Annotated in this window: 24 protein-coding genes; 15 read left to right on the forward strand and 9 right to left on the reverse strand. The window is 73.9% G+C overall.

Going from position 1 to position 22,261, the window contains the following annotated elements:
• Positions 1 to 11: 11 nt before the first annotated feature.
• The 8 genes from H5965_RS12190 to H5965_RS12225 all read right to left on the reverse strand — a co-directional run bounded on the left by H5965_RS12190 (position 12) and on the right by H5965_RS12225 (position 6,444).
• Entirely contained in the window at positions 12 to 242 is a 231-nt protein-coding gene (locus H5965_RS12190; protein WP_310969759.1) for a hypothetical protein, read from the reverse strand.
• Complete coding sequence (locus H5965_RS12195) at positions 239 to 943, reverse strand: 4'-phosphopantetheinyl transferase superfamily protein (protein ID WP_310969760.1); 705 nt, start codon at positions 941 to 943, stop codon at positions 239 to 241. Before H5965_RS12195 ends, H5965_RS12190 begins: the two co-directional genes overlap by 4 nt.
• Entirely contained in the window at positions 940 to 4,107 is a 3,168-nt protein-coding gene (locus tag H5965_RS12200; RefSeq protein WP_310969761.1) for a S41 family peptidase, read from the reverse strand. Before H5965_RS12200 ends, H5965_RS12195 begins: the two co-directional genes overlap by 4 nt.
• Complete coding sequence (locus H5965_RS12205; RefSeq protein WP_310969762.1) at positions 4,104 to 4,685, reverse strand: GNAT family N-acetyltransferase; 582 nt, start codon at positions 4,683 to 4,685, stop codon at positions 4,104 to 4,106. The genes H5965_RS12200 and H5965_RS12205 overlap by 4 nt, the downstream gene beginning before the upstream one ends.
• Positions 4,673 to 5,110: a hypothetical protein gene (locus H5965_RS12210; protein ID WP_310969763.1), complete on the reverse strand. Its 438-nt coding sequence runs from the start codon at positions 5,108 to 5,110 to the stop codon at positions 4,673 to 4,675. Before H5965_RS12210 ends, H5965_RS12205 begins: the two co-directional genes overlap by 13 nt.
• A complete protein-coding gene (locus tag H5965_RS12215) occupies positions 5,103 to 5,558 on the reverse strand; it encodes a hypothetical protein (RefSeq protein WP_310969764.1) in 456 nt (151 codons plus the stop codon). The genes H5965_RS12210 and H5965_RS12215 overlap by 8 nt, the downstream gene beginning before the upstream one ends.
• Entirely contained in the window at positions 5,558 to 6,076 is a 519-nt protein-coding gene (locus H5965_RS12220; protein ID WP_310969765.1) for a hypothetical protein, read from the reverse strand. Before H5965_RS12220 ends, H5965_RS12215 begins: the two co-directional genes overlap by 1 nt.
• Before the next feature lie 242 nt (positions 6,077 to 6,318).
• Positions 6,319 to 6,444, reverse strand: coding sequence for a hypothetical protein (locus H5965_RS12225; RefSeq protein WP_310969766.1), 126 nt, complete (start codon positions 6,442 to 6,444; stop codon positions 6,319 to 6,321).
• A 228-nt stretch (positions 6,445 to 6,672) separates the two neighbouring features.
• On the opposite strand from H5965_RS12225, the gene H5965_RS12230 reads away from it, so the two are divergent.
• The 11 genes from H5965_RS12230 (at position 6,673) to acpS (ending at position 17,307) form a co-directional block, all read left to right on the forward strand.
• Entirely contained in the window at positions 6,673 to 8,250 is a 1,578-nt protein-coding gene (locus H5965_RS12230; RefSeq protein ID WP_310969767.1) for a condensation domain-containing protein, read from the forward strand.
• A 22-nt stretch (positions 8,251 to 8,272) separates the two neighbouring features.
• A complete protein-coding gene (locus H5965_RS12235; protein WP_310969768.1) occupies positions 8,273 to 9,232 on the forward strand; it encodes a ketoacyl-ACP synthase III family protein in 960 nt (319 codons plus the stop codon).
• Positions 9,229 to 10,572: an ATP-grasp domain-containing protein gene (locus tag H5965_RS12240; RefSeq protein ID WP_310969769.1), complete on the forward strand. Its 1,344-nt coding sequence runs from the start codon at positions 9,229 to 9,231 to the stop codon at positions 10,570 to 10,572. Before H5965_RS12235 ends, H5965_RS12240 begins: the two co-directional genes overlap by 4 nt.
• Positions 10,569 to 11,867: a type III PLP-dependent enzyme gene (locus H5965_RS12245; RefSeq protein ID WP_310969770.1), complete on the forward strand. Its 1,299-nt coding sequence runs from the start codon at positions 10,569 to 10,571 to the stop codon at positions 11,865 to 11,867. The genes H5965_RS12240 and H5965_RS12245 overlap by 4 nt, the downstream gene beginning before the upstream one ends.
• A complete protein-coding gene (locus tag H5965_RS12250; protein WP_310969771.1) occupies positions 11,864 to 12,130 on the forward strand; it encodes an acyl carrier protein in 267 nt (88 codons plus the stop codon). Before H5965_RS12245 ends, H5965_RS12250 begins: the two co-directional genes overlap by 4 nt.
• Before the next feature lie 3 nt (positions 12,131 to 12,133).
• Entirely contained in the window at positions 12,134 to 12,997 is an 864-nt protein-coding gene (locus tag H5965_RS12255) for a hypothetical protein (RefSeq protein ID WP_310969772.1), read from the forward strand.
• A 205-nt stretch (positions 12,998 to 13,202) separates the two neighbouring features.
• Entirely contained in the window at positions 13,203 to 14,150 is a 948-nt protein-coding gene (locus H5965_RS12260) for a 3-oxoacyl-[acyl-carrier-protein] synthase III C-terminal domain-containing protein (protein WP_310969773.1), read from the forward strand.
• Positions 14,147 to 14,755 (forward strand): acyl-CoA dehydrogenase family protein, encoded by a 609-nt coding sequence (locus H5965_RS12265; protein WP_310969774.1) that lies wholly within the window; start codon positions 14,147 to 14,149, stop codon positions 14,753 to 14,755. Before H5965_RS12260 ends, H5965_RS12265 begins: the two co-directional genes overlap by 4 nt.
• Positions 14,752 to 15,891: an acyl-CoA dehydrogenase gene (locus tag H5965_RS12270; RefSeq protein WP_310969775.1), complete on the forward strand. Its 1,140-nt coding sequence runs from the start codon at positions 14,752 to 14,754 to the stop codon at positions 15,889 to 15,891. Before H5965_RS12265 ends, H5965_RS12270 begins: the two co-directional genes overlap by 4 nt.
• Positions 15,884 to 16,648, forward strand: coding sequence for a hypothetical protein (locus H5965_RS12275; RefSeq protein ID WP_310969776.1), 765 nt, complete (start codon positions 15,884 to 15,886; stop codon positions 16,646 to 16,648). The genes H5965_RS12270 and H5965_RS12275 overlap by 8 nt, the downstream gene beginning before the upstream one ends.
• A complete protein-coding gene (gene acpS, locus H5965_RS12280; RefSeq protein WP_310969777.1) occupies positions 16,645 to 17,307 on the forward strand; it encodes a holo-ACP synthase in 663 nt (220 codons plus the stop codon). Before H5965_RS12275 ends, acpS begins: the two co-directional genes overlap by 4 nt.
• 305 nt (positions 17,308 to 17,612) lie before the next feature.
• On the opposite strand, the gene H5965_RS12285 is transcribed toward acpS, so the two are convergent.
• Positions 17,613 to 18,596 carry a LuxR C-terminal-related transcriptional regulator gene (locus H5965_RS12285; RefSeq protein ID WP_310969778.1) on the reverse strand — a complete coding sequence of 328 codons (984 nt, stop codon included), beginning with the start codon at positions 18,594 to 18,596 and terminating at the stop codon, positions 17,613 to 17,615.
• Positions 18,597 to 18,778: 182 nt separating this feature from the next.
• Between H5965_RS12285 and H5965_RS12290 the strand changes: the two genes are divergently transcribed.
• The 4 genes from H5965_RS12290 to H5965_RS12305 all read left to right on the forward strand — a co-directional run bounded on the left by H5965_RS12290 (position 18,779) and on the right by H5965_RS12305 (position 22,246).
• Positions 18,779 to 19,048 (forward strand): phosphopantetheine-binding protein, encoded by a 270-nt coding sequence (locus H5965_RS12290; protein WP_310969779.1) that lies wholly within the window; start codon positions 18,779 to 18,781, stop codon positions 19,046 to 19,048.
• Positions 19,041 to 20,573, forward strand: a complete 1,533-nt coding sequence (locus H5965_RS12295; RefSeq protein ID WP_310969780.1) for an acyl-CoA ligase (AMP-forming), exosortase A system-associated — start codon at positions 19,041 to 19,043, stop codon at positions 20,571 to 20,573. The genes H5965_RS12290 and H5965_RS12295 overlap by 8 nt, the downstream gene beginning before the upstream one ends.
• Positions 20,574 to 20,661: 88 nt before the next feature.
• Positions 20,662 to 21,501, forward strand: coding sequence for an ABC transporter ATP-binding protein (locus tag H5965_RS12300; RefSeq protein WP_086848261.1), 840 nt, complete (start codon positions 20,662 to 20,664; stop codon positions 21,499 to 21,501).
• Positions 21,485 to 22,246, forward strand: a complete 762-nt coding sequence (locus tag H5965_RS12305; protein ID WP_310969781.1) for an ABC transporter permease — start codon at positions 21,485 to 21,487, stop codon at positions 22,244 to 22,246. Before H5965_RS12300 ends, H5965_RS12305 begins: the two co-directional genes overlap by 17 nt.
• Positions 22,247 to 22,261 lie beyond the last annotated feature (15 nt).

Below are 22,261 nucleotides of genomic sequence, written 5' to 3' on the forward strand. Positions count from 1 at the left end.
ATCGTGGGGGTTCACGGCCGTCCGGCGAGGAGCGGCGCGGTGAGTTCGGCCAGGTCACGGCCCGCACGGGGCCGGTCATGGCCCAGGCCGCCGGGGGCCGTCAGCGGCCGCGGGGGCACCGGCTCGCGCGGCCGACCGGGCACCCCCGAACGGGCGATGGACCCGCGCACATCCACCCGCGCGGGAGCGGCGGCCAGTCGCAGCCCGGCCGACTTCATCGCCGTCACCTCGCTCGCGGTCACGGCACCCCGGCAACCATCGCCGCGCCGAGCTCCGCCGGCTCTCGACGGCGCACCGTCCGCACCGGCACCGTCGTCGCCAGCGCCGCCACGTGGTCGCCCGGCACCGTCAGCGACCGCAGGTGCACCGGCTCGCGCGGCCACCCCGTCACCTCCGCGCGCGCCAGCCGTTCCCGCACGTCCACCCGCGCGGGAGCGGCCGCCAGCCCCAGCCCGGCCAGCTTCATCGCCGCCTCCTTGCGGGTCCACGCCCTCAGCAGCCGCCCGGCCTGCTCCGCCGGGGGTGCCGCCGAGAACTCCCGGTGCTCCGGAGCCGACAAGACCACCCCGGCCAATCCCGCCGGGTCGGCCGCCGCGGCCGGGTCTTCGATGTCCGCCCCGATCAGACCCGCCGAAGCCACCGCGAGCAGCAGCCACCGCCCGGTGTGGGACACCGAGAACGCCGGGGCGCCGGCCACCCGCGGCCGGCCGTGCGCGGGGTCGCCGCAGTGCTCGCAGGAGCGGTCGATCACCACCTCCGACGGCGGCACACCGAGCACCGAAGCACCCCAAAGGCGTTGCAGCGCACGGGAAGCCACGAACACGTCCCCCGCCGGCGTCGCCGCCAGCCGGGCCCAGCGCGCGCGCTCGGCGCCGGCGAGCAGCGCCACCCACTCCGGCCGGGGACGGACCGGCACCACCCAGACGTCGACCCGGCCGGTCATGGCGCTTGCGGCAGCAGCAGGGCCGCCCGGGGCACGGGCAGCTCGTCCGACGGCGAACCCAGCTCCGCCAGCAGGTGCGCGACCGCCGCCGCGAGCTGGTCGTCCTCGCCCGGGAGCAGCCGGTCCGGGGCGGGGACCACCGCCAGGTCCGGCTCCACGCCGTGGTTCTCCAGCGACCCGCCCGCGTCGCCGAAGCGGTAGCGGAACTCCGGCTGGGTCGTGACCGTGCCGTCCACCAGCCGGTGCCGCGGCCAGGTCGCGATCACCCCGCCCCAGCTGCGCCTGCCGATCAGCGGGCCGAGCCCGAGCGCGCGGAAGACGTGCGCGAAGATCTCGCCGTCGGAGCCCGTGTGCTCGTTGAGCAGCGTCGCCATCGGGCCGCGCGGGGACTCCGTCGGGTACGGCGCCATCCCGCTCCACCGCCCGTGCTCGGTGCCGGTGCGGCGGCGGGCCAGCCGGTCGAGCAGCAGCGGCGACACGTGCCCGCCGGTGTTGAACCGGACGTCCACGATCAGGCCGTCGCGGTCGAGCTCGGTCAGGAACCCGCGGACGAAGTCCGCGTACCCGCTGCGCGTCATGTCCGGCACGTGCAGGTAGCCCAGCCGCCCGCCGGACACCGTGCGCACGTACGCGCGGTTGCCCTCGGTCCAGTCCAGGTACCGCGCCCGCGCTTCCCCGGCGCACGCCCGCACGACCACGCGGTGCTCGGCGCCGCCCCGCCGCACGGTCAGCTCCACCTCCCGGTCGGCCTGCCCGACCAGCAGCTCGCCGGGGCCCGGCGGGCCGACGCGGCGGCCGTTGACCGCGACCACGGCGTCGCCCGCGCGGATGTCCGCGCCGAGCCGGGCGCACGGCGAACCGGCCTTCGGGTTCCACGGGTCGCCGCGCAGGATCCGGGCGATCCGCCAGGTGGCGCCGTCGGGCGGGGTGTCCCAGTCGACGCCGAGGAAGCCCTGCGCCTCGTCCGGCCCGGCGCGGTACTCGCCGCCGCGCTCGAACGCGTGGGACGTGCCGAGCTCGCCGTGCAGCTCCCAGATCAGGTCCGACAGCTCCGCGCGGCACGACACGAGTTCCGCGAGCGGCGCGTACCGGTCGTACACCGCGTCCCAGTCGAGCCCGGACATCCGGGCGTCCCAATAGCCTTCGCGCTGCAGCCGCCACGCCTCGCGGAACATCTGCCGCCACTCCGCCGACGGGTCGAACGGGACCTTGACGCGCCCGAGGTCGACCCAGCCGGTCGCCGGGCCCGGGTCCTCGCCGTCGGGCGGGTCGCCGGCGGCGTCGGCGCGCAGCACCCGCAACCGGCTGTCGGTGCGGTGCAGCACCACGTCGCCCCGGACGTCGAGCTCGTCGACCGCGCCGAGGCAGCCCTCGGTGACGCGGCCGGTGCCCAGGTCCACCAGCGACACCGTGCCCTCGCCGCCGGATCCCGGGTGCGCCGGGTCGGGCGCGGAAAGGGGCACCGACAGCAGCAGGACCCGGCCGGGCAGCGCCGCGATGTCGCTGTAGCGGCCTTCGGGCACCGGGAACGCCGCCACCCGGCGGGAAATGCCGTCGAGGTCGATCGTCACCCGGCCGTCGCCGCGCGGGACGGGCAGCGCCTGCCCGGGCACCGCGGTCCGGGTCTCGAACGGCGAGGGGTCGCCGGCCCGCAGCGTGATCAGGTACGGGCGCGAGCCGAACGGGAACCCGACGTCGAACTGCACCTGGTCCAGCTCCGGCGTGAGATCGCGCTGGCCGAGGAAGTACAGGTAGCGCCCGGACGGGTCGAACGCCGGGCGCGCGTCCCGCACCACCGGCTCGGTGACCCGGTGGGTGCGCCCGGACGCGGTGTCGGCGAGCTTGATCGACGACGTGCGCGGCGACTCCGGGAATGTGTAGGCCAGCCACCGGCCGTCGGGCGACCACGCGAGGTCCTCGATGCGCTCGTGCCGGCTCGCGTCGAGCAGCCGGGGCCGGGGGAGCACGTCGGCGGTGTCCACGATCCACACGCGCTGGCGGCTGGTCGCGAAGGCGACGAGCCCGGACGCGGGGGAGGCGGTCAGCTCGGTGATGTGCCCGACGCCGCCGGCGACCAGCACCGGGGCGTCCTCGCCGCCCTCGGCGTCCATCAGCACGATCCGCTCGTCCGGGCTCTCGTCGGCGGCCACGGCGACGAGCTGCCGCCCGCCGGCCAGCCAGCGCAGCAGCCGGTAGCGGACGCCGTCGGCGCTGCCGTGGCCGCGGACCGGCCCCGACCAGTGCTCGAAGGTGAACGCCTTGCCGCGGGCGGTCACCGCGAGCCGGGTGCCGTCGGGGGACAGGCGCGCACCGTCGAGGTACTCGCCCGCGGGGGCGAACCGGCGGCCGCGCTGCGGGGCCGCGCCGCCGAGGTCCACCTCGACCGGCCGCGCGCCGCGCTCGTCGAGCAGGTGCAGCCGGGCGCCCGCGGTGTAGACCAGGCGGGTGCCGTCGGTGGTGAGCCCGCGCGCGTAGTGGTCGTGGTGGTCGGTGTGGCAGCGCAGGTCGGTGCCGTCGGGCAGGCACGAGTAGACGTTGCCGATGCCTTCGTGGTCGCTGATGAAGTGGACGCGCCCGCCGGCCCAGCAGGGGTCGGCGACGTTCCCGGGCAGCGCGACGAGCCGGGTGAACGGTCCGGCTTCGTCCTCGGCGTACCACAGCTCGCCGGTGCCGCCACCGCGGTACCGCTTCCACCGCGCGGGATCCGCGGTGTTGCGGCCGACGACGACACCGCCGTCACCGAAGGCGATCGTGTCGGCCGGCCCGAGCCGCAGCGGCCGCGCGGGACCGCCGGCCGAGGACACCGAGAACAGGCGCGCGCCGAAGCCGGACGGCTGCTCGGCGTCGGTCGCGTAGAGCACCTCGCCGGTGTGCGGGTGCCAGCCGACGGTGACGCACCGGCCGGCCTGGTGGGTCAGCCGCCGCGGCCGGCCGCCCTCGGCGGGCATGACGTACACCTCGGCCGGGCCGTCGTAGGTGCCGACGAACGCGATTTCCTTGCCGTCCGGGGAAATCCGCGGCCGCCGGGCCTCGCCGGGCCCCGCGGTCAGGCGGTGCGCCCGGCCGCCTTCGGCGGGCACCGACCACAGGTCGTCCTCGCACGCGAAGTACAGGGTGCCGCCGGAGACCGCGGGCGTCCGCAGGTACCCGGCCCGCCCGGTCACGACCGGGCCTCGATCCGCTCGCGGATCCGCTCGGCCAGCTCGCGCCGTCGTTCCTCCGCGGACGCCTCGTGCTGCCGGATGTCCTCATCGGACAGGGTCCAGTAACAGGCCGTCCGCCACTGCCCGACGGTGTGGGAATCCCGTTCGCAACGGACCTGGTGCTGGGCTTCGAGCGCCTCGGCGGACAGGAACATGGTGTTGTGCGTGTAGACCTGGTTGACGATCACGCGCATGTTGAGCTCGTCGCGCAGGTGCTTGTGCACCGCGTAGACGGCGAACGCGCCGAGCCCGCGGTCGCGCGGCAGCACGCCGAAGGACAGCTCGCAGCACTGCGCGCGCCAGTCGATCGAGGTGATCCAGGCGAAGCCCAGCACGCGGCCGTGCGCGCCGCAGACGGTGAAGATCCGCTTGGTCCGGTGCTCCTCGGTGATGGTGCGCAGCTGCCGGGCCTGCAGGCCGTCGTCGTCGGACCCGACGGCGAAATCGGTGAGGTTGGCCGCGAACCGGGCCTCGCGCAGCAGTTCCGTGCGCAGCGGGACGTCCTCTTCGGTGAAGTGCCGGACGGTCACGATCGGCATGGCTCCTCCTTCACCAGGACCAGCAGGTCGTGGAAGGCGTGGCCGGCGTAGTGGTGGCCGGGCAGCACGCCGCTGTGGGCGAACCCGGCCCCGAGGAAGGCCGCGGCACCCTCCTCGGGGACCAGGGCGACGAACGACGTCCGCCGCTGGTAGGTGGTGAGGTGGCCGAGCAGCGCGCGCACCGGCTCCGGGCCGGCGGACGTGCTCGAGACGTACGCCTGGCGCGGCTGCGCCCGGTTCGGCACGCAGCCGACCAGCGCGCCGCCCGCGGCGTACACCTGGGCTTCGCGCCGGGTGAGCTCCCGCGCGAGCAGGGCGTCGTTCTGGGTGACCGGGTCGGTGCCGAGGAACCCGCGCGCGGCGTCCCCCGCGCGGCGCAGGCCCTGCGCGGCTTCGGCGGGCGAAAGCGGTCTCAGGTCAGTCATGGCGGATCGTCCCCCAGATCTCCCGTGCGGCGGGTGCGCCGTCGAACCAGGTGGCGGCCGGGACGACCGCTTCCCGCCGGAACCCGGCCGCGGTCAGCGCTTCGGTGTCCGGCCGGGTGACCGGGGTGACCCAGCCGTGCAGCCGGCGCAGGTTCAGGCCGGTGAACCCGTGCTCGACGGCCCGCGCCAGTAGTGTGTCCACATCGGACAGTGGACTGTGGACGCCGATCTCGACGCGGGCCCGCCGGTGCACCCAGTCGATGGCCGTGTAGCGGACGAAGGCGTCGTCGGTGACGCACAGCTCCTCGTCGTCGCCGGTGGGCGGGGGGACCGCGGTGGGTTCGGCGAGCGCGGGCCAGTCGCCGATCGGCAGGCCGAGCAGCTCGCCGGCGAGCCACGGCCCGCTCAGCAGCCCGCGGTCGGTGCCGCGGTATCCGCGCAGTTTCATCACGCCGCCTCGACCTGGGAGAAGAAGACCGTGCCGCGGCGACGGCCCTCGCGCGTGGTCACGCCGGCGAGCGTGCCCTCTTCGGTGAGCCCGGCCGCCCGCGCGAAGGCGAGGCCGGCCGGGTCGAATTCGGGGAACCGGACCGACAGCCGCACCAGCTCGTGGCGCCACCGCAGCGCCCGCACGATCTCGCGGTAGGCGTCGCACCACCAGGAGGTGGGGGTGTCCGAGCGCAGGCGCAGGTGCAGGACGTAGTGACAGCCGTGCTCGCTGCCCTCGTGCTCCAGGGCGTAGAGGCCGGCGGGCCGGCCGTCGGCGCAGAGCACGCGGGTGTCGTCGCCGAGGAGCCGGAGGATCTCCCACTCGGGCCGCGTCTCGGGCCGGTCGGTGCGGAAGAAGAAGCCGGGATCGGTGAAGAGGGCGAGCACGGCCGCCCGGTCGGCGTCCGCGCAGGAGCGGGCCGACCAACGCGGCAACGCACGCTCGGCCGGCGTCTTGACGGGCGCGATCGAGGTCATGGCCCCTCCCGGGCTGATGGGCTGGCGGTGGTGGCGGTGGCCCGATGGTCGCGAATGACTCATTCGGGACCTCCGACGTCCCGAATGAGTCATTCGCGACGGTGAGGTGGGTGTTCGGTGGCGAGGCAGCCGCGGGAACGGCACCGCCCGTCCGGCCAGTGCCGGTGACGGTGCCGCGCCCGCGGTGGCTCCGCGTGATCGGCGGGACGGCGGCGCACCCGCGTCGCCGTCCCGCCGGGTCGTCACGCCTCCTTGGACGCGACCTTCGAGGCTTCCTTGGACGCCTCCTTGGAGGCCTCCTTGCTGGCGACCTTCGAAGCGACCTTCGACGCGACCTTGCTGGCGACCTTCGAAGCTTCCTTCGACATGAGTTCTCCTCATTCCGTTGACGGTATTTCCCCCGCAGATCCGGTCCGCAATTCCTGCGTTCCGGCGGGGCTCACCCAGATTCACCGACGAACCGTTGCCGGTCAAGGAAAACTCCGACCCACCCGGTGTCATCTTCGTGCCACGGAGAACGTGCCACCGCGAGGGGCTAACCATTTCCGCCCGCACCGCCCACCATCGGCGTACGACGATTCACGGTTGGAGGACACGTGGCGAAGAGCGCGAACCTCTGCTGGGGACAGCACCACCACCTGCTGCGGTACTTGCGGGTGCCGGCGCGGTCGCGGCACGAGGCGCACATCGGCACCAGCTACCCGCTGCCCGCGGGCTGCACGGTCGCGGCCGTCCGTGCCGCGCTGACGCACCTGGTGCGCCGGCACGAGATCCTGCGCACCGTCTACGACCTGACCGGCACCGCCGGCGACGGGTACGCCTGGCCGCGCCAGCTCGTGCAGCCGACGGCGCCGCAGCCGGTCGTCGAGGCGACCGCGGAGGACGCCGTGGACGTCATCGCGCGGCTCACGCGCACCCCGTTCGACCTGGCCCGCGAGTGGCCGATGCGGGCCTGCGTCGTCACCGGCGGCGGCCGGCTCGTCCGGCTGCACCTGGTCTTCAACCACCTCGCCTTCGACGACGTCGCCCTCGACCGGCTGGCCGCCGAGCTCGACGAGCTCCTCGCCGCGCGCACCGAAGGCCGGCCCGCCGTGCTGGACCCGGTGGAGCACCAGCCGGTGGACCTCGCGCGCTTCGAGGAAAGCCGCACCGACGCCGACCTCGAACCCGCGCTGAGCCACTGGCGCGAAACCATCCGGAAGCTCCCCGAAGACGTCTTCGCCAAGCATCGCAAGGCATCCGAGGCCGCACACAGCGCCTCCTACACCGTCCCGACGCTGCTGTCGGCCGCCCGGGCGATCGCGGCGCGCGAGCACGTGTGGCCCTCGGCCGTGCACCTCGCCGCCTATGCCGTCACGCTCGCCGCCTACACCGGCGAAACCCTGGTCGCGCACCGGATGTACACCAGCCAGCGCGACGCCAGCGGCTTCGGTGGCACCGTCACCTGCCTGTCCTACCCGACCCCCGTGCTCGCCGACCTCGGCGGCGACCCGCGGTTCTCGGTCGTCGTCAAGGAGTCCGCCGTCCGCGTGAGTGAGGCGATGGCGAACGCGCACGTGCCTTACGACCGCGTGTACGAGGAGAGCGCGCGGAACGGGAGGCGTGTGGTCGCCGAGCTGAACTTCCTCGACAACGCCCCGCGGTCCTGCCGCACCAAACGCGACCGGTACGCGGTCAACGCCGCCCCCGCCGACTGGGCGCTCGCCGGCTCCGACAGCTACCTGCGCGTCTACGAATGGGCCGACGGCATCACCCTCGCCCTGCAGGCCCTGGACGCGGTGATGGACGCCGAGGCCGTCGAACACTTCCTGCGCGGCTACGCGCGGCTCGTCGAGGCCCACCGCGACCCCGGCACCGACCTGCGCGTCAGCGAAGCCGCCGCGCTCATCGGCTTCACCCCGCCGCCGCCGCGGCGGACCCGGCCCGCGGCCGACGCCGGGCGAACCGGAACCGCGCCCGCCGAACGCGTGCTCGTCGACGTCGTCGCCGAGGTCAACGGCCTCGCCGACGTCGACCCGGCCCGCAGCTACACCGGCGCGGGCGGGCGCGTGCTGCGCCTGCCCCGCGTGGTGGAAGCCCTGCACGAACGCGGCTGGTCGGCCGGGCTCGTCCCGTTCACCACCGCCCGCCCCCTGTCCGCGCTCGCGCACGAGCTCGTGCCGGCCCGCGGCTGAGCCGGACGAAGAGGAGGAAATCATGTCCCTGCTCGAAGCACCCCGCCTGGAGCGGGTGGCGTCGTTCGTGCCGGAGACGAGCCTGCCGGTCGCCGACCTGGCCGGCCCGCTCGGCCTCGACGCGACCCAGCTGCGCTTCTTCACCCGCTTCCTGGGCCTCGACCGGGTCGCCGTCGCCGACGGCCTCGAACTGGCCGACCTGCTGGCCGGCGCGGGGGAGCGCGTGCTGGCCGGCACCGACCGCGACTCGGTCCGGTTCCTGGTCCACGCGCACACCATGCAGCACGTCGCCGTCGCCACGCCCGGCCTCCTCGAGGACGTGCGGACGCGGCTGGAGCTGCACCGCGCGACCGCGTTCAGCCTGTCGCACCTCAACTGCGTGGTCGGCATCCACGCCCTGCACGTCGCCCGCTCGCTCCTGGCCACCGCGGCCCCCGGCGACCGCGTGCTCGTGCTGACCGGCGACAAGGTGCTGATGCACGAGGCCCGCCTCATCCGCGACACCACGATCCAGGGCGACGGCGCCGCCGCGGTGCTGCTCGGCCCGGACCCGCGCGGCGACCGCGTCCTCGGGCGCGCGCTCACCGTGCTCGGCGAGTTCTACCGGGGCATCGACTGCGACGAAGCCCTGCAGCTGCAGTACAAGCACGTCTACCCGGACGCGCTCGCCCAGGTCATGCAGGACGCCCTCGACGACGCCCGGGTCGCCCCCGCGGACATCGCCGCCATCCTGCCGCACAACGTCAACAAGCTGTCGTGGAAACGGATCACCGGCGCGCTCGGCGTGCCGCGGGACCGCGTGTTCCTCGACAACGTCGGGAAGTACGCCCACTGCTACAGCTCCGACCCGTTCATCAACCTGGCGGCGGCGCGCGCGGACGGGCGGGTCGATCCGGGGGACCTCGTGCTGCTGGCTTCGGCCGGCCTCGGGGCGACCTTCGCGGCGGCCGTCGTCGAGATCGGAGAAGGGAACCAGGGATGAATTTCGTGGCACGGCTGAAGAAGGACCTCACCGGCGACGCCGGTGCGCGGTTCGTCTTCGTCAACAACTTCGAGGTGGAGCGCAGCTGGGCGGTGGGCGAGCCGAAACTGCCCGGCGCCGGCATCTCGTTCGCGGGGGCCACGGTCAACCGCATGGAGGAGATGGGCGCGCTGCTCGCCGGCGAGGGCGACCTGGTGGTGCTCAAGGCACCCATGGACGCCGCGTTCGCGGGCTACCTCGCCCGGATCGGCGCGGCCGACGGCTCGACGCTGATCGCCGAGCACAACGACCCGGACGCGATGGTGACCGAGGACGCCCTCGACTCGCCGGAGCTGCTGTCCCGGCTGCGCGAGCTGGCCGACGGCAACACCTACCTGATGCCGCTGGGCATCTCGGCGTCGGAAGAGGCCCTGGCCAAGGAAAGTGGCTTGCCGCTGGCCGGCTCGACCGCCCAGATCTGCAAGGCGGTCAACGGCAAGGTGTTCAGCCGCGGCCTGGTCGACTCCCTCGGCCTGCGCCAGGTGCCCGGCCGGGTGGTGCACACGGTCGGCGAGCTGCGCGAGGCCCTCACCGCACAGCTGGCGCTCGGCGGCCGGGTCGTGGTCAAGGAGTCACTCGGCGTCTCCGGCCGCGGCATGGTCGTCGTCGAGGACGAGCGGGGCGCGAACCGCCTGCTGCGCCTGATCGAGCGCCGCGGGGCCGACGCGCCCGCGAACCTGGTCGTCGAGTCCTGGATCGAGCACGCCCAGGACCTCAACTACCAGTTCGTCGTCTCCCGCACCGGCGGCGTCCGGTTCGAGACGGTCAAGGCCGCCGTGCTGAAGAACGGCGTCCACCAGGGCCACCGCTTCCCGGTGGAGCTGCCGCCGGTCGCGGCCCGGGAACTGGCCGAAGCCGTCGAGAAGATCGGGCGGGCGCTGCACGACGAAGGCTTCTTCGGCATGGTCGGCGTCGACGCGATGCTCTCCGCGGACGGCACGCTCTACCCGTGCCTGGAGATCAACGCCCGGTTCAACATGTCGACCTACCAGAGCCGGATCGCCGAGAAGTTCATCCCCGAGGGCCGGCACGCCATCGCGGCCACCTTCTCGCTCAAGCTGCAGCGCGAGCACACTTTCGCCGAGGTCGAGACCGCGCTCGGCGACCTGTTCTTCACCGGCGCCGGCGACACCGGCGTGCTGGTCAACAACTTCGCGACGCTCAACGCCGCGGCCACCGGCGAGGGCTCCTTCCACGGCCGTCTCTACGCGATCTGCGTCGGGGACTCGCCGGAGGAAGCCCTCGCCGTCCGGACCGAGGCCGAGCGCCGTCTCGGCGTCATGGCAGGGGAAAACGCATGACCGACATCGACTACCCGGACCTCGCCGCGCGCTTCGGCACGCCGCTGTACGTCTACGACGGCGACGTCCTGCACGCGACCATCACCGGCCTGCGCGCGGTGCTGCACCCGGCGATCGAGGTGTTCTACTCGCTGAAGGCGAACCCGAACATCAGCGTCTTCGCCGCCCTGCACGGCGGCGGCGCGCGGGCCGAGGTTTCGTCCATCGTGGAACTGCAGACCGTGCTGAAGGCCGGCGCGCGGCCGGACGACATCATCTTCCTCGGCCCCGGCAAGAGCCAGGAGGAACTGCGCGCGTGCCTGGACACCGGCGTGTACGCAATCGTTTGCGAGTCCTTCGACGAGCTGGACGACATCGAACGGCTCGGCGCCGAACTCGGCCGGCAGCAGCGGGTGCTGCTGCGGATCAACCCGACCTGCGCGATCAGCGGGTCCCGGCTCACCATGGGCGGCAAGCCCCGCCAGTTCGGCATCGACGAGGCCCAGGTCCTCGCCGCCGGGCCGCGGCTGGCCGGGTACCGGCACGCCGACGTCGCCGGCATCCAGGTCTACATGGGCACGCGCATCCTCGACGCCGAGGTCATCGGCAAGAACACGCGCTACGCCCTCGACCTGGCCGAGCGGGTGGCCGCGGAGACCGGGATCCGGCTGGAAGCCGTCGACATCGGCGGCGGCCTCGGTGTCGCCTACTTCGAAGGCGAGGACGACCTCGAAGCCGCCGACGTGGCCGCCGAGATCAACCCGATGCTGGAGGCGTTCCACCGGGCGCACCCGGCGACCCGGCTGATCATGGAGTCCGGCCGGTTCCTGGCCGGCCGCGCCGGGGTCTACGTGCTCGGCGTCCGGTACGTCAAGGAGTCGATGGGGGAGCGGTTCGCGATCGCGGACGGCGGCACCCACCACCACATGGCGGCCGTCGGCATCGGCTCGTTCGTCAAGCGCAACTTCCCGGCCGTGCTGCTCACCCCGCGCGACGCCGGGGACGACACCGACGACACCGTCGAGCCGGGCCCGTGGACCGTCACCGGCCCGCTGTGCACGCCCAACGACACCCTGCTCAAGCAGGTGAAGCTGCCCGACCTGCGCGCCGGCGACCTGGTCGGCGTCCTGAACTCCGGCGCCTACGGGCCGTCGGCCTCGCCCGGGCTGTTCCTCAGCCGCGGGTTCCCCGCCGAGGTGCTCGTCCGCGGGGGTGCGGCCTACCTGGTCCGCGACCGCGACGAGCCCGCGGACCTGCTGCGCAAGCAGCACCTGCACCAGCCCCTTACCGACAGCATGGGAAGTGAGCCGAGATGAACCGCACCGAGATCGTCAGCCACCTGGAGATCGCCCTGTCCGCCGTGCTCAACAAGGAGATCGGCGGCGTCACCCCGGAGCTGCGCCTGTTCGAGGACCTGGCGCTCGACTCCACCAGCGTCATCGAGCTGCTGATGAGCCTCGAGGACACGATCGGCCTCGAGATCGACCCGGACGAACTCGGCCCGGAGGTCTTCCGCACGGTCGGCAGCCTGACCGACTACATCGAGTCGGCCTTCGCCAGGGCCGCCGCGGCGGTCTGAGCCATGTCCCTCCAAACGCTCGCGCCGCCGGGCCGGGCCGCGGTCCCCCCGCGCCCGGCCGGGGTGCACCTGAGCGGCGTGACGCACCGGGTGTTCACCGAGCGCGCCAAGCCGGTGTTCGGGATGCGCCCCGAGCTGGCGCGGCTCATGGTCGAGACCTTCGGCGCCGCGGCGGACCAGGAGGACTTCCTGGCCCGCACCGGCAACGGGTTCATCGAGATGACCGAGGCCCTCCTGGCCGACGCGGGCGGCCCGCTGCCGCCGCTGGACGCGGTGGTGCTCGCCTACCACTCGCCCGACCTGTACCACTCCGAGGTCGCCGGCTGCTACCTCGCCGGACGCCTGCCCGGGAACCCGGAACCGTGCTCGGTCGCGGGACCGGGACCAGGTGCGGCGTTCACGGCCCTGCGCCTGTTGGACGGCCTGTGCCGGCTCGGCGAGGCGACCTCGGCGGCACTGCTGGTGTACGACCAGAACGCCGTCCTGTGGGACAGCGGCCACCCGGCCACCCACCGCCCGGACGCGGCGGTGCTGCTGCAGGCCGGCGCGACCGGCGACGTCGCGGTGACGGAGCTGGAGGAGGTCCGCCTCGGCGGGACCGGGCCGCACAGCGCCACCCTGGCGCTGGCGGACGTGCTGTACCGGCACCCGGGCGTGGCGGTGCTGGCCGGAGCGGGCCTCGCCAAGCGGCTCGCGGGCACGCCGTACGCCGGGCGCGTCGAGGCGGTGCCGGACCTGTGGTGCACGGGCGTGTGGGCGGGTCTCGCGCGTCGGTGGCCACTGGAGGAGCCGGTGCTGCTGGCCGACTTCGAGCCGGCGAGCGGCACGTTCTGCAGCTGCCTGCTCGTGCCGGGGAGGGAGCACTGATGGGCCCGCGGTTGCGCGAGCCGGTGCGGCCGGCGGACTTCGCGCCGGTGGTTGGCCCGTTCCGCGGCTGTCGCGTGGCCTCCCCGCCGCTCTCCGCGCGTGAGCGAAGAGTCGACACGCGTGATCAGAACGCCGACACGCGTGATTGGGAAGTCGACACGCGTGATTCGGCGGTCGACACGCGCGACCTGGGGAGGGGGCACTGATGGACACGGGGCTGTCCCGGGTCGCCGTGCGGCTGCCCGGCCGGGTCGAGGCCGTCGACGACGTGCTCGTGCGGTCGGGCGCCAAACCGCTGGAGCGGCGCATGTTCGGCCGCATCTACGGCCTGCGCGACAGCCCGGTGCTCGCGCCGGGCGAGCGGATGGCGGACCACCTGGCCGAGGCCGGGCGGGCCGCGCTCGGCGGCGGGCCGGCGAGCCTGGTGCTCTACGGCCACACCCTGCTCATCGCCGAGCTCGACCTGTGCGGCGAGTTCCCGGACCGGCTGCGCGACGCGCTCGGCCTGCCCGGCGTCCCGTTCTTCGGGGTGTCGCACGTGAACTGCACGTCGGTGCTGCGCTCGGTCGAACTCGCCCGGCGTTACCTGGCCCGGCCCGGCGCGGCCCCGGACGACCGGGTGCTCGTGCTCGGCGGCGACCAGGGCAGCGCCAGCGACCGCGGCCGCTACATCCCGGGCACCACCGTCGCGGGCGACACCGCGGCGGCCCTCGTGGTGGCGAACGGGCCCGCCCGTTACCGCTACCTCGGCGGCGCGAGCACCCGCGACACGCGGTTCCACCGCAGCCTGCGGATGACCAAGGAGGAGTTCACGCTCTTCGGCAAGGTCTGCTGCGAGCAGGCCGTGGCCGTGGTGGGCGCCGCGGCGCGGGACGCCGGCCTCGCCCTGTCCGATGTGGACTGGGTGCTGCCGGACCTGTCCAACCGGATGTTCTGGCGCACGTTCAGCGGGCTGTCCGGGTTCCCGTTCGAGAAGATCCCCCTGGACCTGGTCGCCGAGCGCGGCCACAACTTCGGGGTCGACTCCCTGCTCGCCCTGCAGCACGCCGACGCGGCCGGACGGCTGCGTCCCGGGCAGCGCTGCGCCCTGGTCTCCGTGGGCCAGGGCGCCTACTTCCAGTCGGTGATCGTCGAGGTCGTGGAGGAGAAGTGACCACCAGCCTGCTCGAATGCGAGCGAACCGCACGCAGCGACGGCCTCGCCGCCGGCCTCGCGCGGGCCCTGCCCGCCACCCCGGCCGACCGGCTGGCCCCCGGCCGGTACGCGGCCGTGCCCGCCGGCGCCGTCCCCGAGGGCGCCGAAGTGCGCACGCACAGCCTGGCCGACCGCGAGGACATCGTCTTTCTCGCCTGTCCCGGCCGTCCCCGCGAAGAGCGCGACGCCTACGAGCTGGCCGACTTCGGCCGGCACCTGGCCGCGGTCCGGCTGGGGGTGCTGCGCTCGGTGCTCGACCACGTCGTCGAGCACCTGTCGAACCGCACCAGCGGCGACGAACCGCTGATCCGCAAGCAGCTGATCGTCGGCGCGATCGGGGACGTGATGGCCGCGGTGGAACGGCTGCGCGCGCAGGTGCGCTCGCAGCGGCACCCGGTCGCCGTCGCCGACGTCCACCGCGAGCTGGACGAACTGGGCTGGCGGGTGGCCCAGCACCTCGGCGCCTCCGGCTTCCTCGCCACCTCACCCGCGCGGTCGCTCTACGTCTCGGCCCTGGTGGCCGGCACCTGGGTGGACCGGGAACCGGAAGGAGAACCGGCATGATCGAGCTGAGCGACCGCGTCCGCGCGGTCCGCGACCTGAGCCGGGAGGCGGCCGCCGACCTGCGGTCCCGCGCCCTGGCCATCGACGTCGACCCGGACGCGATGGACGAGCACTACAACTCGCCCGTGTTCGAGATGGTCCGGCAGGCCGACACGCCGCCGCAATACCGCGAGTCGCTGCCGTCGACGCCGTTGCTGCGCGCGATGGAACGCGGGTCGTGCCTGGAGAACGTGGCCGGGCTGATCGAACTGGCCCGCGGCGACGTCGGCGCGATCCTCGCCTGCCCGTCACCCGGCCTGGCCGGGGTGTTCGTCGAACTGCTCGGCACGCCCGAGCAGCAGGAGTGGTTCTTCACCCGGATGCACGGCGGCCGCCGCTGGTCGTTCTTCGCGATGACCGAAGAGGGCCGCGGCAACGACGCGACGGCGATGGAGACCCGCTTCGAGCGTGACGGCGACGGCTGGCGGCTTCACGGCGGCAAGTGCTACGTCGGCAACGCCGCCCGCGGCAGCGTCGGCGTGGTGTTCGGCCGCACCGGCCGCGGCGCGCTGTCGATCCGCGCGGCGCTGGTCGAGCTCCCGGCGCCGGGTTGGCACGGCGAGAAGCTCGAGATGATCGGCCTGCGCGGCGCCTACATCAGCAGACTGTCCTTTTCGGACGTCGCCATCCCCGCCGGCCGCATGCTCGGCGACCACCTGCCGGCGACGCGGCGGGGGATCTTCGCCGCCATCACGACGTTCAACCACATGCGGGTGCGGATCGCCGCGTCCGCCGTGGGAACGGCCCTCGCCATGGTCGAGTACGTGCTGGAGCACCGCAAGAACGCCCCCGGCGGCCAGCTCGCCCTCGCCCGCGCCGAAGCGGGCCGCGAGCTGGTGTACGAGGCGGCGGCGCGGATCGACCGCGACCCCGAGCGCGGCTACCTCTCCAGCGCCGCGAAGCTCGGCGCGATCGGGCTGGCGGTGGGCACCGCGCACTGGGCGTCCGCCGCACTGGGCCCGGCCGGCCTGATCGAGCACCCGCTGCTGGAGAAGTGGACGCGGGACGTGCACGCGTTCGAGTTCATGGAGGGCACCAGCAACATCCACCGCCTCCACGTGGCGCGCGGGTACCAGGCGGGAGACGCCGATGCCTGACCTCGGGATCGACACGATCGCGTTCGCCTCCGCCCGGCGCGAGGAGTACGTGCCGCTGTCGACGTTGCCCGGAGCCGCCGACCTGGTGCCGCCGGAACGGCTGGCCGCGGCCGGGATTCCGGTGTCGCGCTTGATGGTCCGGATCCCGGAGGACGACGACGTCGACGTCACCGCGCAGGTGCTGGCCGCCCTCGGGCCGCCCGCGGTGCCGCAGCCGCTGTTCTTCGTGCGTTCCGGGCCGCTGCGCGATCCGAACGTCGCCGCCCTGGCCGGGCTGGTGCACCGCAGCGGCTGGGAGGGCGAGGACATCGGCCTCTCGCACCTCGACGAGCTCGGCGGCACGGCCGTCTTCGGGCTCCTGGAGTGGGCGGTCGGCAGCGAGGCGACGGCGGTCATCTGCGACGAGCCGCTGTTCGCCGACGCGGACTGCGGCCAGCCGCGGTTCGCCGCGGTCGGCGTCCGGGTGCGCCGCGGGGTCTCCCCGCTGGCTGTTTCCGGCTGTGGCGAGGGAAAACCGGCGTTGACCGGTGACCACCGGTTCACCGGCCGCGGCCCGTGCGACGCGTGGCTGGCGTTCTGCGCAGCGGTGGCCGAGGGGGTGGTCGCCGACGGCGAGCGCGTCCTGCTGCACACGCGCGGGCCGCTGCGCGAGGGCTGGTTGTCCCTGGTCGCGGTGGACGTCACCGCGTTGCGGCTGGTGCCCGCGGCCACTGTGGATCTGCTCGGAGGGAGCCTGCTCGGGGGGCGGAGTGGATGAGAATCGGCGTGGACCTGATGTCGATCCCGCGGTTCGCGGAGGTCGCGGCGCACCAGCGGTACCGGACGCTGGTCTTCACCCCGGTGGAGCTGGAGCAGGCCGCCCGGATGGGTGCCGAACGGTCCCTGGAACGGCTGGCCGGGCGGTTTTCCGTCAAGGAGGCCACGTGCAAGATGCTGGGCCGTGGCTTCGGCCAGGGCTTGCGCTGGCGTGACATCGAGGTCACCAACGACGACTGGGGAGCGCCGTTGGTGACGCTGGGCGGCGGAGCGGCGGAGATCGCGGAAGAAGCCGGCCTGGAGGAGATCGTGGTGACGCTGAGCCACCAGGCCGACCTGGTGGTCGCGGTCGCGGCGGCGGGGTGTGCCCGCCCGCCCCGCCCGTTCCGCCGCGCGGCGGCGCCCGCTCCGGCCGCTCCGGTCCCGGCGCGCTTCGACGAACTGGCGGCGCTGGCCGCCGACCTGTTCTCGGTCCCCCCGACCGAAGTGGCCGCCGCGGCATCGTTCGCGGGCGATCTGGGGGTCACGTCGGTGGTGGTGATCGAGCTGCTCGCCCGGATCGAGCACCGGTACGGCGTCCGCATCCCGGAGGCCGGCATCTACCGGATGACCGACCTGCGGCGCACCTACGGCGTCGTCGCCGAGGCGGCCGGATGGTAGGGCGGGCAAGGAGAAGGGGCCTTCCGTGAGCGGAAGGCCCCTTCTCGTGTGCCGTCGGCCGGGGCGGCGGTGCCGGACTCAGGCGGCCCGGCCCGGCCCGGCCCGGCCCGGCTCGGCTCGACCCGGCTCGGCTCGGCCCGGCTCGGCTCGGCCCGGCTCGGCTCGGCTCGGCGAAAGGTCGCGAATGACTCATTCGGGACGTGGGAGGTCCCGAATGAGTCATTCGCGACCTCCGCGGAACCGGAGCGGGCGGAGCGGCCGGAGCGGCCGGAGCGAGCGGAACCGGAACGGGCGGAGTGGGCGCATCAGGCGAGTGTGAAGCGCGAAGCCGCCTGCACCCCGGCCTGGAACCGGGACACCGCGTCGAGGTTCTGCAGCATCGCGGCGATGTGCCGCCGGCAGGTCCGCACCGACATCCCCAGCCGCCGCGCCACGACCTCGTCCGTCAGGCCCTGGGCCATCAGCCGGGCGATCGTCTGCTGCATGTCGTGGGCGATCTCGCCGCTGTAGCCCTGGTCCTCGGCCGCGAACGGGGTTGCGCCGTCCCACAGCTGGTCGAACAGGCCCAGCAGGAAGCGCACCATGCCCTGGTCGCGGACGCGGCGGGCGGACAGGTCGGCGACGTCCAGGGTCACCGCCAGGGACCGGTCGAAGACCACCGCCGCCTCCGGGACGCGGCTCAGCGTGCGGATCTGCGCGCCGCGGCCCGCGAGCTGCGTCAACCGGGCGCGGGCCGCGTACCCGGCGCGGCTGCGGTGCGGACAGACCAGCCGGACGCCGACGCCGTCGCCCAGCACCGAATAGCACGCGTCCAGCAGCTCGTCGACCAGGTCGTCGGCCGCCTCGCCGGGGTGGAGGACCACCAGCTCGTCGCGGCAGACCTCGGCCGCCAGCTTGATCAGGCCGCGGATCTCGGCGACGCCTTCCAGGCGGTCGAGCGTGCCCGCGGCGCCGGCCGGGGCGCGGGTGATGCCGTCGATGCGCTCGCGCAGGCGGTCGGCCATTTCGCGGCGCTCGTACATCGCGCGCTCCAGCGGCGTCACGACGAGCTCCGCGGCCGCCGAGGGTTCCCGGGGGACGAAGCCGTCGGCGACCGCGCGCAGCAGGTGCAGCTCGACGAGCCTGGCCGCGGCCGCGTGGACCGTGTCGGCGGGCAGGCCGAGGTGCGCCGCGGCGGTGTCCACGGACGAGATCCGGCCGCAGCGCGCCGCGTAGCGGTACAGCTCGGCTTCGGGGTCGGGCTCGGGCACGGAGAACGCCCCGAGCGGCGGAAGGGTGGCCGTCGACATCGTGCCTCCAAAGGTCTCGCTTCTGGCACTTCCCACCGTCGCAGCCGGTCTTCTCGGGGTGCTCTCACGCCGCTCTCGCCCGGTGGTGGCGCGATGAGAGCGCGGTGATGGCCGGGTGATTCCGGCCGGTGGTGTCCTCGGGGGGACACGGTTGACCGCCGAAAGCGAAACAGGGTGACGAAATGCCTGACACACTCCCCATCCCGCCGGGGTTCCTCGAGATCCTGATCGCGCACCTGCCGTACGCGCTCGGGGACCGGATCGCCGAGGACGACGACCTCGCCGCGCTCGGGCTCGACTCGATGGGCGTGGTGCAGCTCGTCACCGACCTCGAGGAGACCTTCGACTTCGAGCTGCCCGACGAACTGCTCACCGAGGACACCTTCGCCACCGCGGGCAGCCTGTGGGCCGCCGTCGCGGAGTTCGTCGCCCCGGAGCCCGCCGATGTCTGAGGCGGCCGCCCCGGTGCGGCTCGACCAGCTCCTCACCCGCGGCGCGCCCGGCGACCCGGCCCTGACCTACAAGGACCGGACGCTGACCTACGCCGAGCTCGCCGACCAGGTCGCGCGCGTCGCCCACGGGCTGCGCCGGCTCGGCGTCCGGCGCGGCGACCGGGTGGCGGTGTACGCGGAGAAGCGCCTGGAGACCGTCGTCGCGCTGTTCGCCGCGTCGGCCGCCGGCGCGGTGCTGGTGCCGCTGAACCCGCTGTTCAAGGGCCGGCACATCGCCCACGTCGCCACCGACTGCACCCCGAAGGTCGTGCTCACGACCGCCGAGCGGCTGACGACGGTCCGGGGGGCCGTGCCCGGGAGCACCCCGGTCGTGGTGTTCGGGCAGCCCGAGTGGGACGCGCTGACCGCGGCCGAGCCGGACACGGTGCCCGGCGCGGTGATCGACCAGGACCCGGCCGCCATCATGTACACCTCCGGCAGCACCGGCGGCCCCAAGGGGGTCGTGCTGTCCCACCGCAACCTGCTCGCCGGCGCCGCGAGCGTGGCGGAGTACCTCGGCCACACCCGCGACGACGTCGTGCTCGCCGCCCTGCCGCTGAGCTTCGACGCCGGGTTCAGCCAGCTCACCACGGCGTTCGCCGCCGGGGCGCACGTCGTGCTCGTGAACTACCTGCTGCCCAAGGAAATCGTGCGGCTCTGCGCCCGCCACGGCGTCACCGCGCTGACCTGCGTGCCGCCGCTGTGGCTGCAGCTGGTGACGCAGGAGTGGCCCGCCGAGGCGACCGCGCGGCTGCGGTACTTCGCCAACACCGGCGGCCGCATGCCGCGCGCCACGCTGGCCAAGCTGCGCCGGATTTTCCCGGCGGCGCAACCCTTCCTGATGTACGGCCTCACCGAGGCCTTCCGCTCCACCTACCTCGACCCGGCCGAGGCCGACCGCCGGCCCGGCTCGATCGGCAAGGCCATCCCCAACGCCGAAGTCCTCGTGCTGCGCGCCGACGGCACGCCCTGCCTGCCCGGCGAGCACGGCGAGCTGGTGCACCGCGGCGCGCTCGTGGCGCTCGGCTACTGGAACGACCCCGGGCGCACGGCGGAGCGCTTCCGCCCGGTGCCGGGGCCGGACGGTCTGGTGCGCCCGGAGATCGCCGTGTGGTCGGGCGACACCGTCTACCGCGACGAGGACGGGTTCCTCTACTTCGTCGGCCGGACCGACGAGATGATCAAGACCTCGGGCTACCGCGTCAGCCCCGCCGAGGTCGAGGAGGCCGCCTACGCGACGGGCCTGGTGGGGGAGGCGGCCGCGTTCGGCGTGCCGGACCCGGTGCTGGGCCACCGGATCGTGCTGGCGGTCGCGCCCGAGGCCGACCCGGAGGCGATTTCCCGGGCGCTGGCGAAGGAACTGCCCGCGTACATGCTGCCGCGGCGGGTCGAGGTGCTGTCGAAGCTGCCCCGGTCGGTCAACGGCAAGTTCGACCGCGTCGCGTTGCGCGCGGCGCTCGACGCGGTGCCCGCCGGCACCGAATGACGGCAGTTTCCTGCCACCGCGGGGGAGCGCCGCCCCGGCCGTCCTCGTGCGACAGTCCAAGAGCCGTGAATCGCAAGGAGCGATCCCTATGTTGCAAGCAATCGACCTCCGGAAACGCTATGACGAAGTGCAGGCCCTCGACGGCTTCAGCCTCGAGGTCGCCGCGGGTGAGATCGTCGGGCTGGTCGGCCACAACGGCGCCGGCAAGACCACCTTCGTCGAAATGGTGTCCGGGCTGCTGCGCCCGGACAGCGGAACCGTGCTCGTCGACGGCGAATCGCCGACGCGCGCCCGCGACCGCATCGGCATCTCCCCGCAGCACATCGCGCTCTACCGCCCCCTGACCGTGCGCGAGCACCTGGAGCTGTACGGCCGCCTGGCCGGCCTGCGCCGGGCCGCGCTGCGCTCGGCCATCGACGACCTCACCGCCGCGCTGCGGCTGGAGGGCTTCCTGAACCGCACCTGCGGTCTGCTCTCGGGTGGCCAGCAGCGGCGGGCGCAGGCCGCGACGGCGCTGGTGCACCGGCCGGCGCTGCTGCTGCTCGACGAGCCGACCGCCGGTGCCGACCCCGAGACCCGTCAGGCGCTGCTCGACGTGGTCAAGCAACGAGCAGGCGAGGGAGCCGCAGTGGTCTACACCACCCACTACCTGACCGAACTGACCGACCTGCAGGCCACGATCGCGGTGGCCGCCGAAGGCCGGGTGATCGCGCGCGGCGGCGCCGACGAGCTGCTGTCGGGCCTGCCCGGCGAGGTCCGCGTGCGCACCGCCGACGAGCAGCTGACCGTCTCGACCACCGACCCGACCGGCACGCTGCTGGAGCTGCTGCCCACGGTGACGCGGCCGGTCGAGTCCGTCGAGCTGCGCAACCCCAGCCTGGACGACCTCTACCACTCCCTGGCGGTGACCGATGTCGACGCGCACTGACTCCCTCTCCCGGGCCGGCGCCCTCGTCCGCTACAACGCGATCCTGCGCCTGCGCGACCCGTCGCAGCTGATCAGCTACCTGATCACGCCGATGATCTTCATGGTGCTGTTCCAGCCGCTGTACGTGAAGGCGCTGGGCACCGGCGCGGTCGAGGCGGTGACCGGGCAGCTGGTGATGTTCTCGGTGTTCGCGATGGCGATCGTGGGCAACGCGATCTTCGTCGAACGCGAGTGGCGCACCTGGGACCGGCTGCGCGCCAGCCGCGCGGCCCGCGCGGAGCTGCTGATCGGCAAGGCCGTCCCGGTGTTCGTCGTGCTGCTGATCCAGCAGGGCGTGCTCATCGTCTACGGCTGGCTCGTCGTCGGCATGCCGTTCCCGGTGTCGCCCGGGCTGGTGTTCGGCGCGATGTGCCTGTGGGGCTTCATGCTGCTGGCGATGGGCGCCGCACTGTCCACTGTGGTCCGCAGCCGTGGCGACCTGATCGTCGCGGTCGACCTCGGCGCGATCACCATCAGCTCGCTGGGCGGCTCGCTGCTGCCGGTGTCGCTGATGCCGCCGTGGGCGCAGGCGGCCGCGCCGTTCTCCCCGGGTTACTGGGGGCTGTCGCTCATCCGCGCGGCCATGGCGGGCAACGCCGAAGCGATGCTGCGCCCGGCGTTGATCGTGCTCGCGATCGGCCTGGCCACCGGCGCCTTCGCCACCTACCGGCTCGCCCACGGCTGGGGCCGCAGCCACCTGCTCTGATCTCCTGGAAGGACG

It is taken from the genome of Amycolatopsis sp. 505 (assembly GCF_031625235.1).
Taxonomy (GTDB): domain Bacteria; phylum Actinomycetota; class Actinomycetes; order Mycobacteriales; family Pseudonocardiaceae; genus Amycolatopsis.

What these genes read in the sequence shown, in the direction of transcription:
- H5965_RS12300 (WP_086848261.1), top strand. Translation starts at nt 20,662, where the DNA reads ATGTTGCAAGCAATCGACCTCCGGAAACGCTATGACGAAGTGCAGGCC.
- H5965_RS12235 (WP_310969768.1), top strand. Translation starts at nt 8,273, where the DNA reads ATGTCCCTGCTCGAAGCACCCCGCCTGGAGCGGGTGGCGTCGTTCGTG.
- H5965_RS12215 (WP_310969764.1), bottom strand. Translation starts at nt 5,558, where the DNA reads ATGAAACTGCGCGGATACCGCGGCACCGACCGCGGGCTGCTGAGCGGG.
- H5965_RS12285 (WP_310969778.1), bottom strand. Translation starts at nt 18,596, where the DNA reads ATGTCGACGGCCACCCTTCCGCCGCTCGGGGCGTTCTCCGTGCCCGAG.
- H5965_RS12290 (WP_310969779.1), top strand. Translation starts at nt 18,779, where the DNA reads ATGCCTGACACACTCCCCATCCCGCCGGGGTTCCTCGAGATCCTGATC.
- H5965_RS12255 (WP_310969772.1), top strand. Translation starts at nt 12,134, where the DNA reads ATGTCCCTCCAAACGCTCGCGCCGCCGGGCCGGGCCGCGGTCCCCCCG.
- H5965_RS12210 (WP_310969763.1), bottom strand. Translation starts at nt 5,110, where the DNA reads ATGACTGACCTGAGACCGCTTTCGCCCGCCGAAGCCGCGCAGGGCCTG.
- H5965_RS12295 (WP_310969780.1), top strand. Translation starts at nt 19,041, where the DNA reads ATGTCTGAGGCGGCCGCCCCGGTGCGGCTCGACCAGCTCCTCACCCGC.
- H5965_RS12250 (WP_310969771.1), top strand. Translation starts at nt 11,864, where the DNA reads ATGAACCGCACCGAGATCGTCAGCCACCTGGAGATCGCCCTGTCCGCC.
- acpS (WP_310969777.1), top strand. Translation starts at nt 16,645, where the DNA reads ATGAGAATCGGCGTGGACCTGATGTCGATCCCGCGGTTCGCGGAGGTC.
- H5965_RS12240 (WP_310969769.1), top strand. Translation starts at nt 9,229, where the DNA reads ATGAATTTCGTGGCACGGCTGAAGAAGGACCTCACCGGCGACGCCGGT.
- H5965_RS12270 (WP_310969775.1), top strand. Translation starts at nt 14,752, where the DNA reads ATGATCGAGCTGAGCGACCGCGTCCGCGCGGTCCGCGACCTGAGCCGG.
- H5965_RS12195 (WP_310969760.1), bottom strand. Translation starts at nt 943, where the DNA reads ATGACCGGCCGGGTCGACGTCTGGGTGGTGCCGGTCCGTCCCCGGCCG.
- H5965_RS12275 (WP_310969776.1), top strand. Translation starts at nt 15,884, where the DNA reads ATGCCTGACCTCGGGATCGACACGATCGCGTTCGCCTCCGCCCGGCGC.
- H5965_RS12305 (WP_310969781.1), top strand. Translation starts at nt 21,485, where the DNA reads ATGTCGACGCGCACTGACTCCCTCTCCCGGGCCGGCGCCCTCGTCCGC.
- H5965_RS12260 (WP_310969773.1), top strand. Translation starts at nt 13,203, where the DNA reads ATGGACACGGGGCTGTCCCGGGTCGCCGTGCGGCTGCCCGGCCGGGTC.
- H5965_RS12225 (WP_310969766.1), bottom strand. Translation starts at nt 6,444, where the DNA reads ATGTCGAAGGAAGCTTCGAAGGTCGCCAGCAAGGTCGCGTCGAAGGTC.
- H5965_RS12245 (WP_310969770.1), top strand. Translation starts at nt 10,569, where the DNA reads ATGACCGACATCGACTACCCGGACCTCGCCGCGCGCTTCGGCACGCCG.
- H5965_RS12205 (WP_310969762.1), bottom strand. Translation starts at nt 4,685, where the DNA reads ATGCCGATCGTGACCGTCCGGCACTTCACCGAAGAGGACGTCCCGCTG.
- H5965_RS12220 (WP_310969765.1), bottom strand. Translation starts at nt 6,076, where the DNA reads ATGACCTCGATCGCGCCCGTCAAGACGCCGGCCGAGCGTGCGTTGCCG.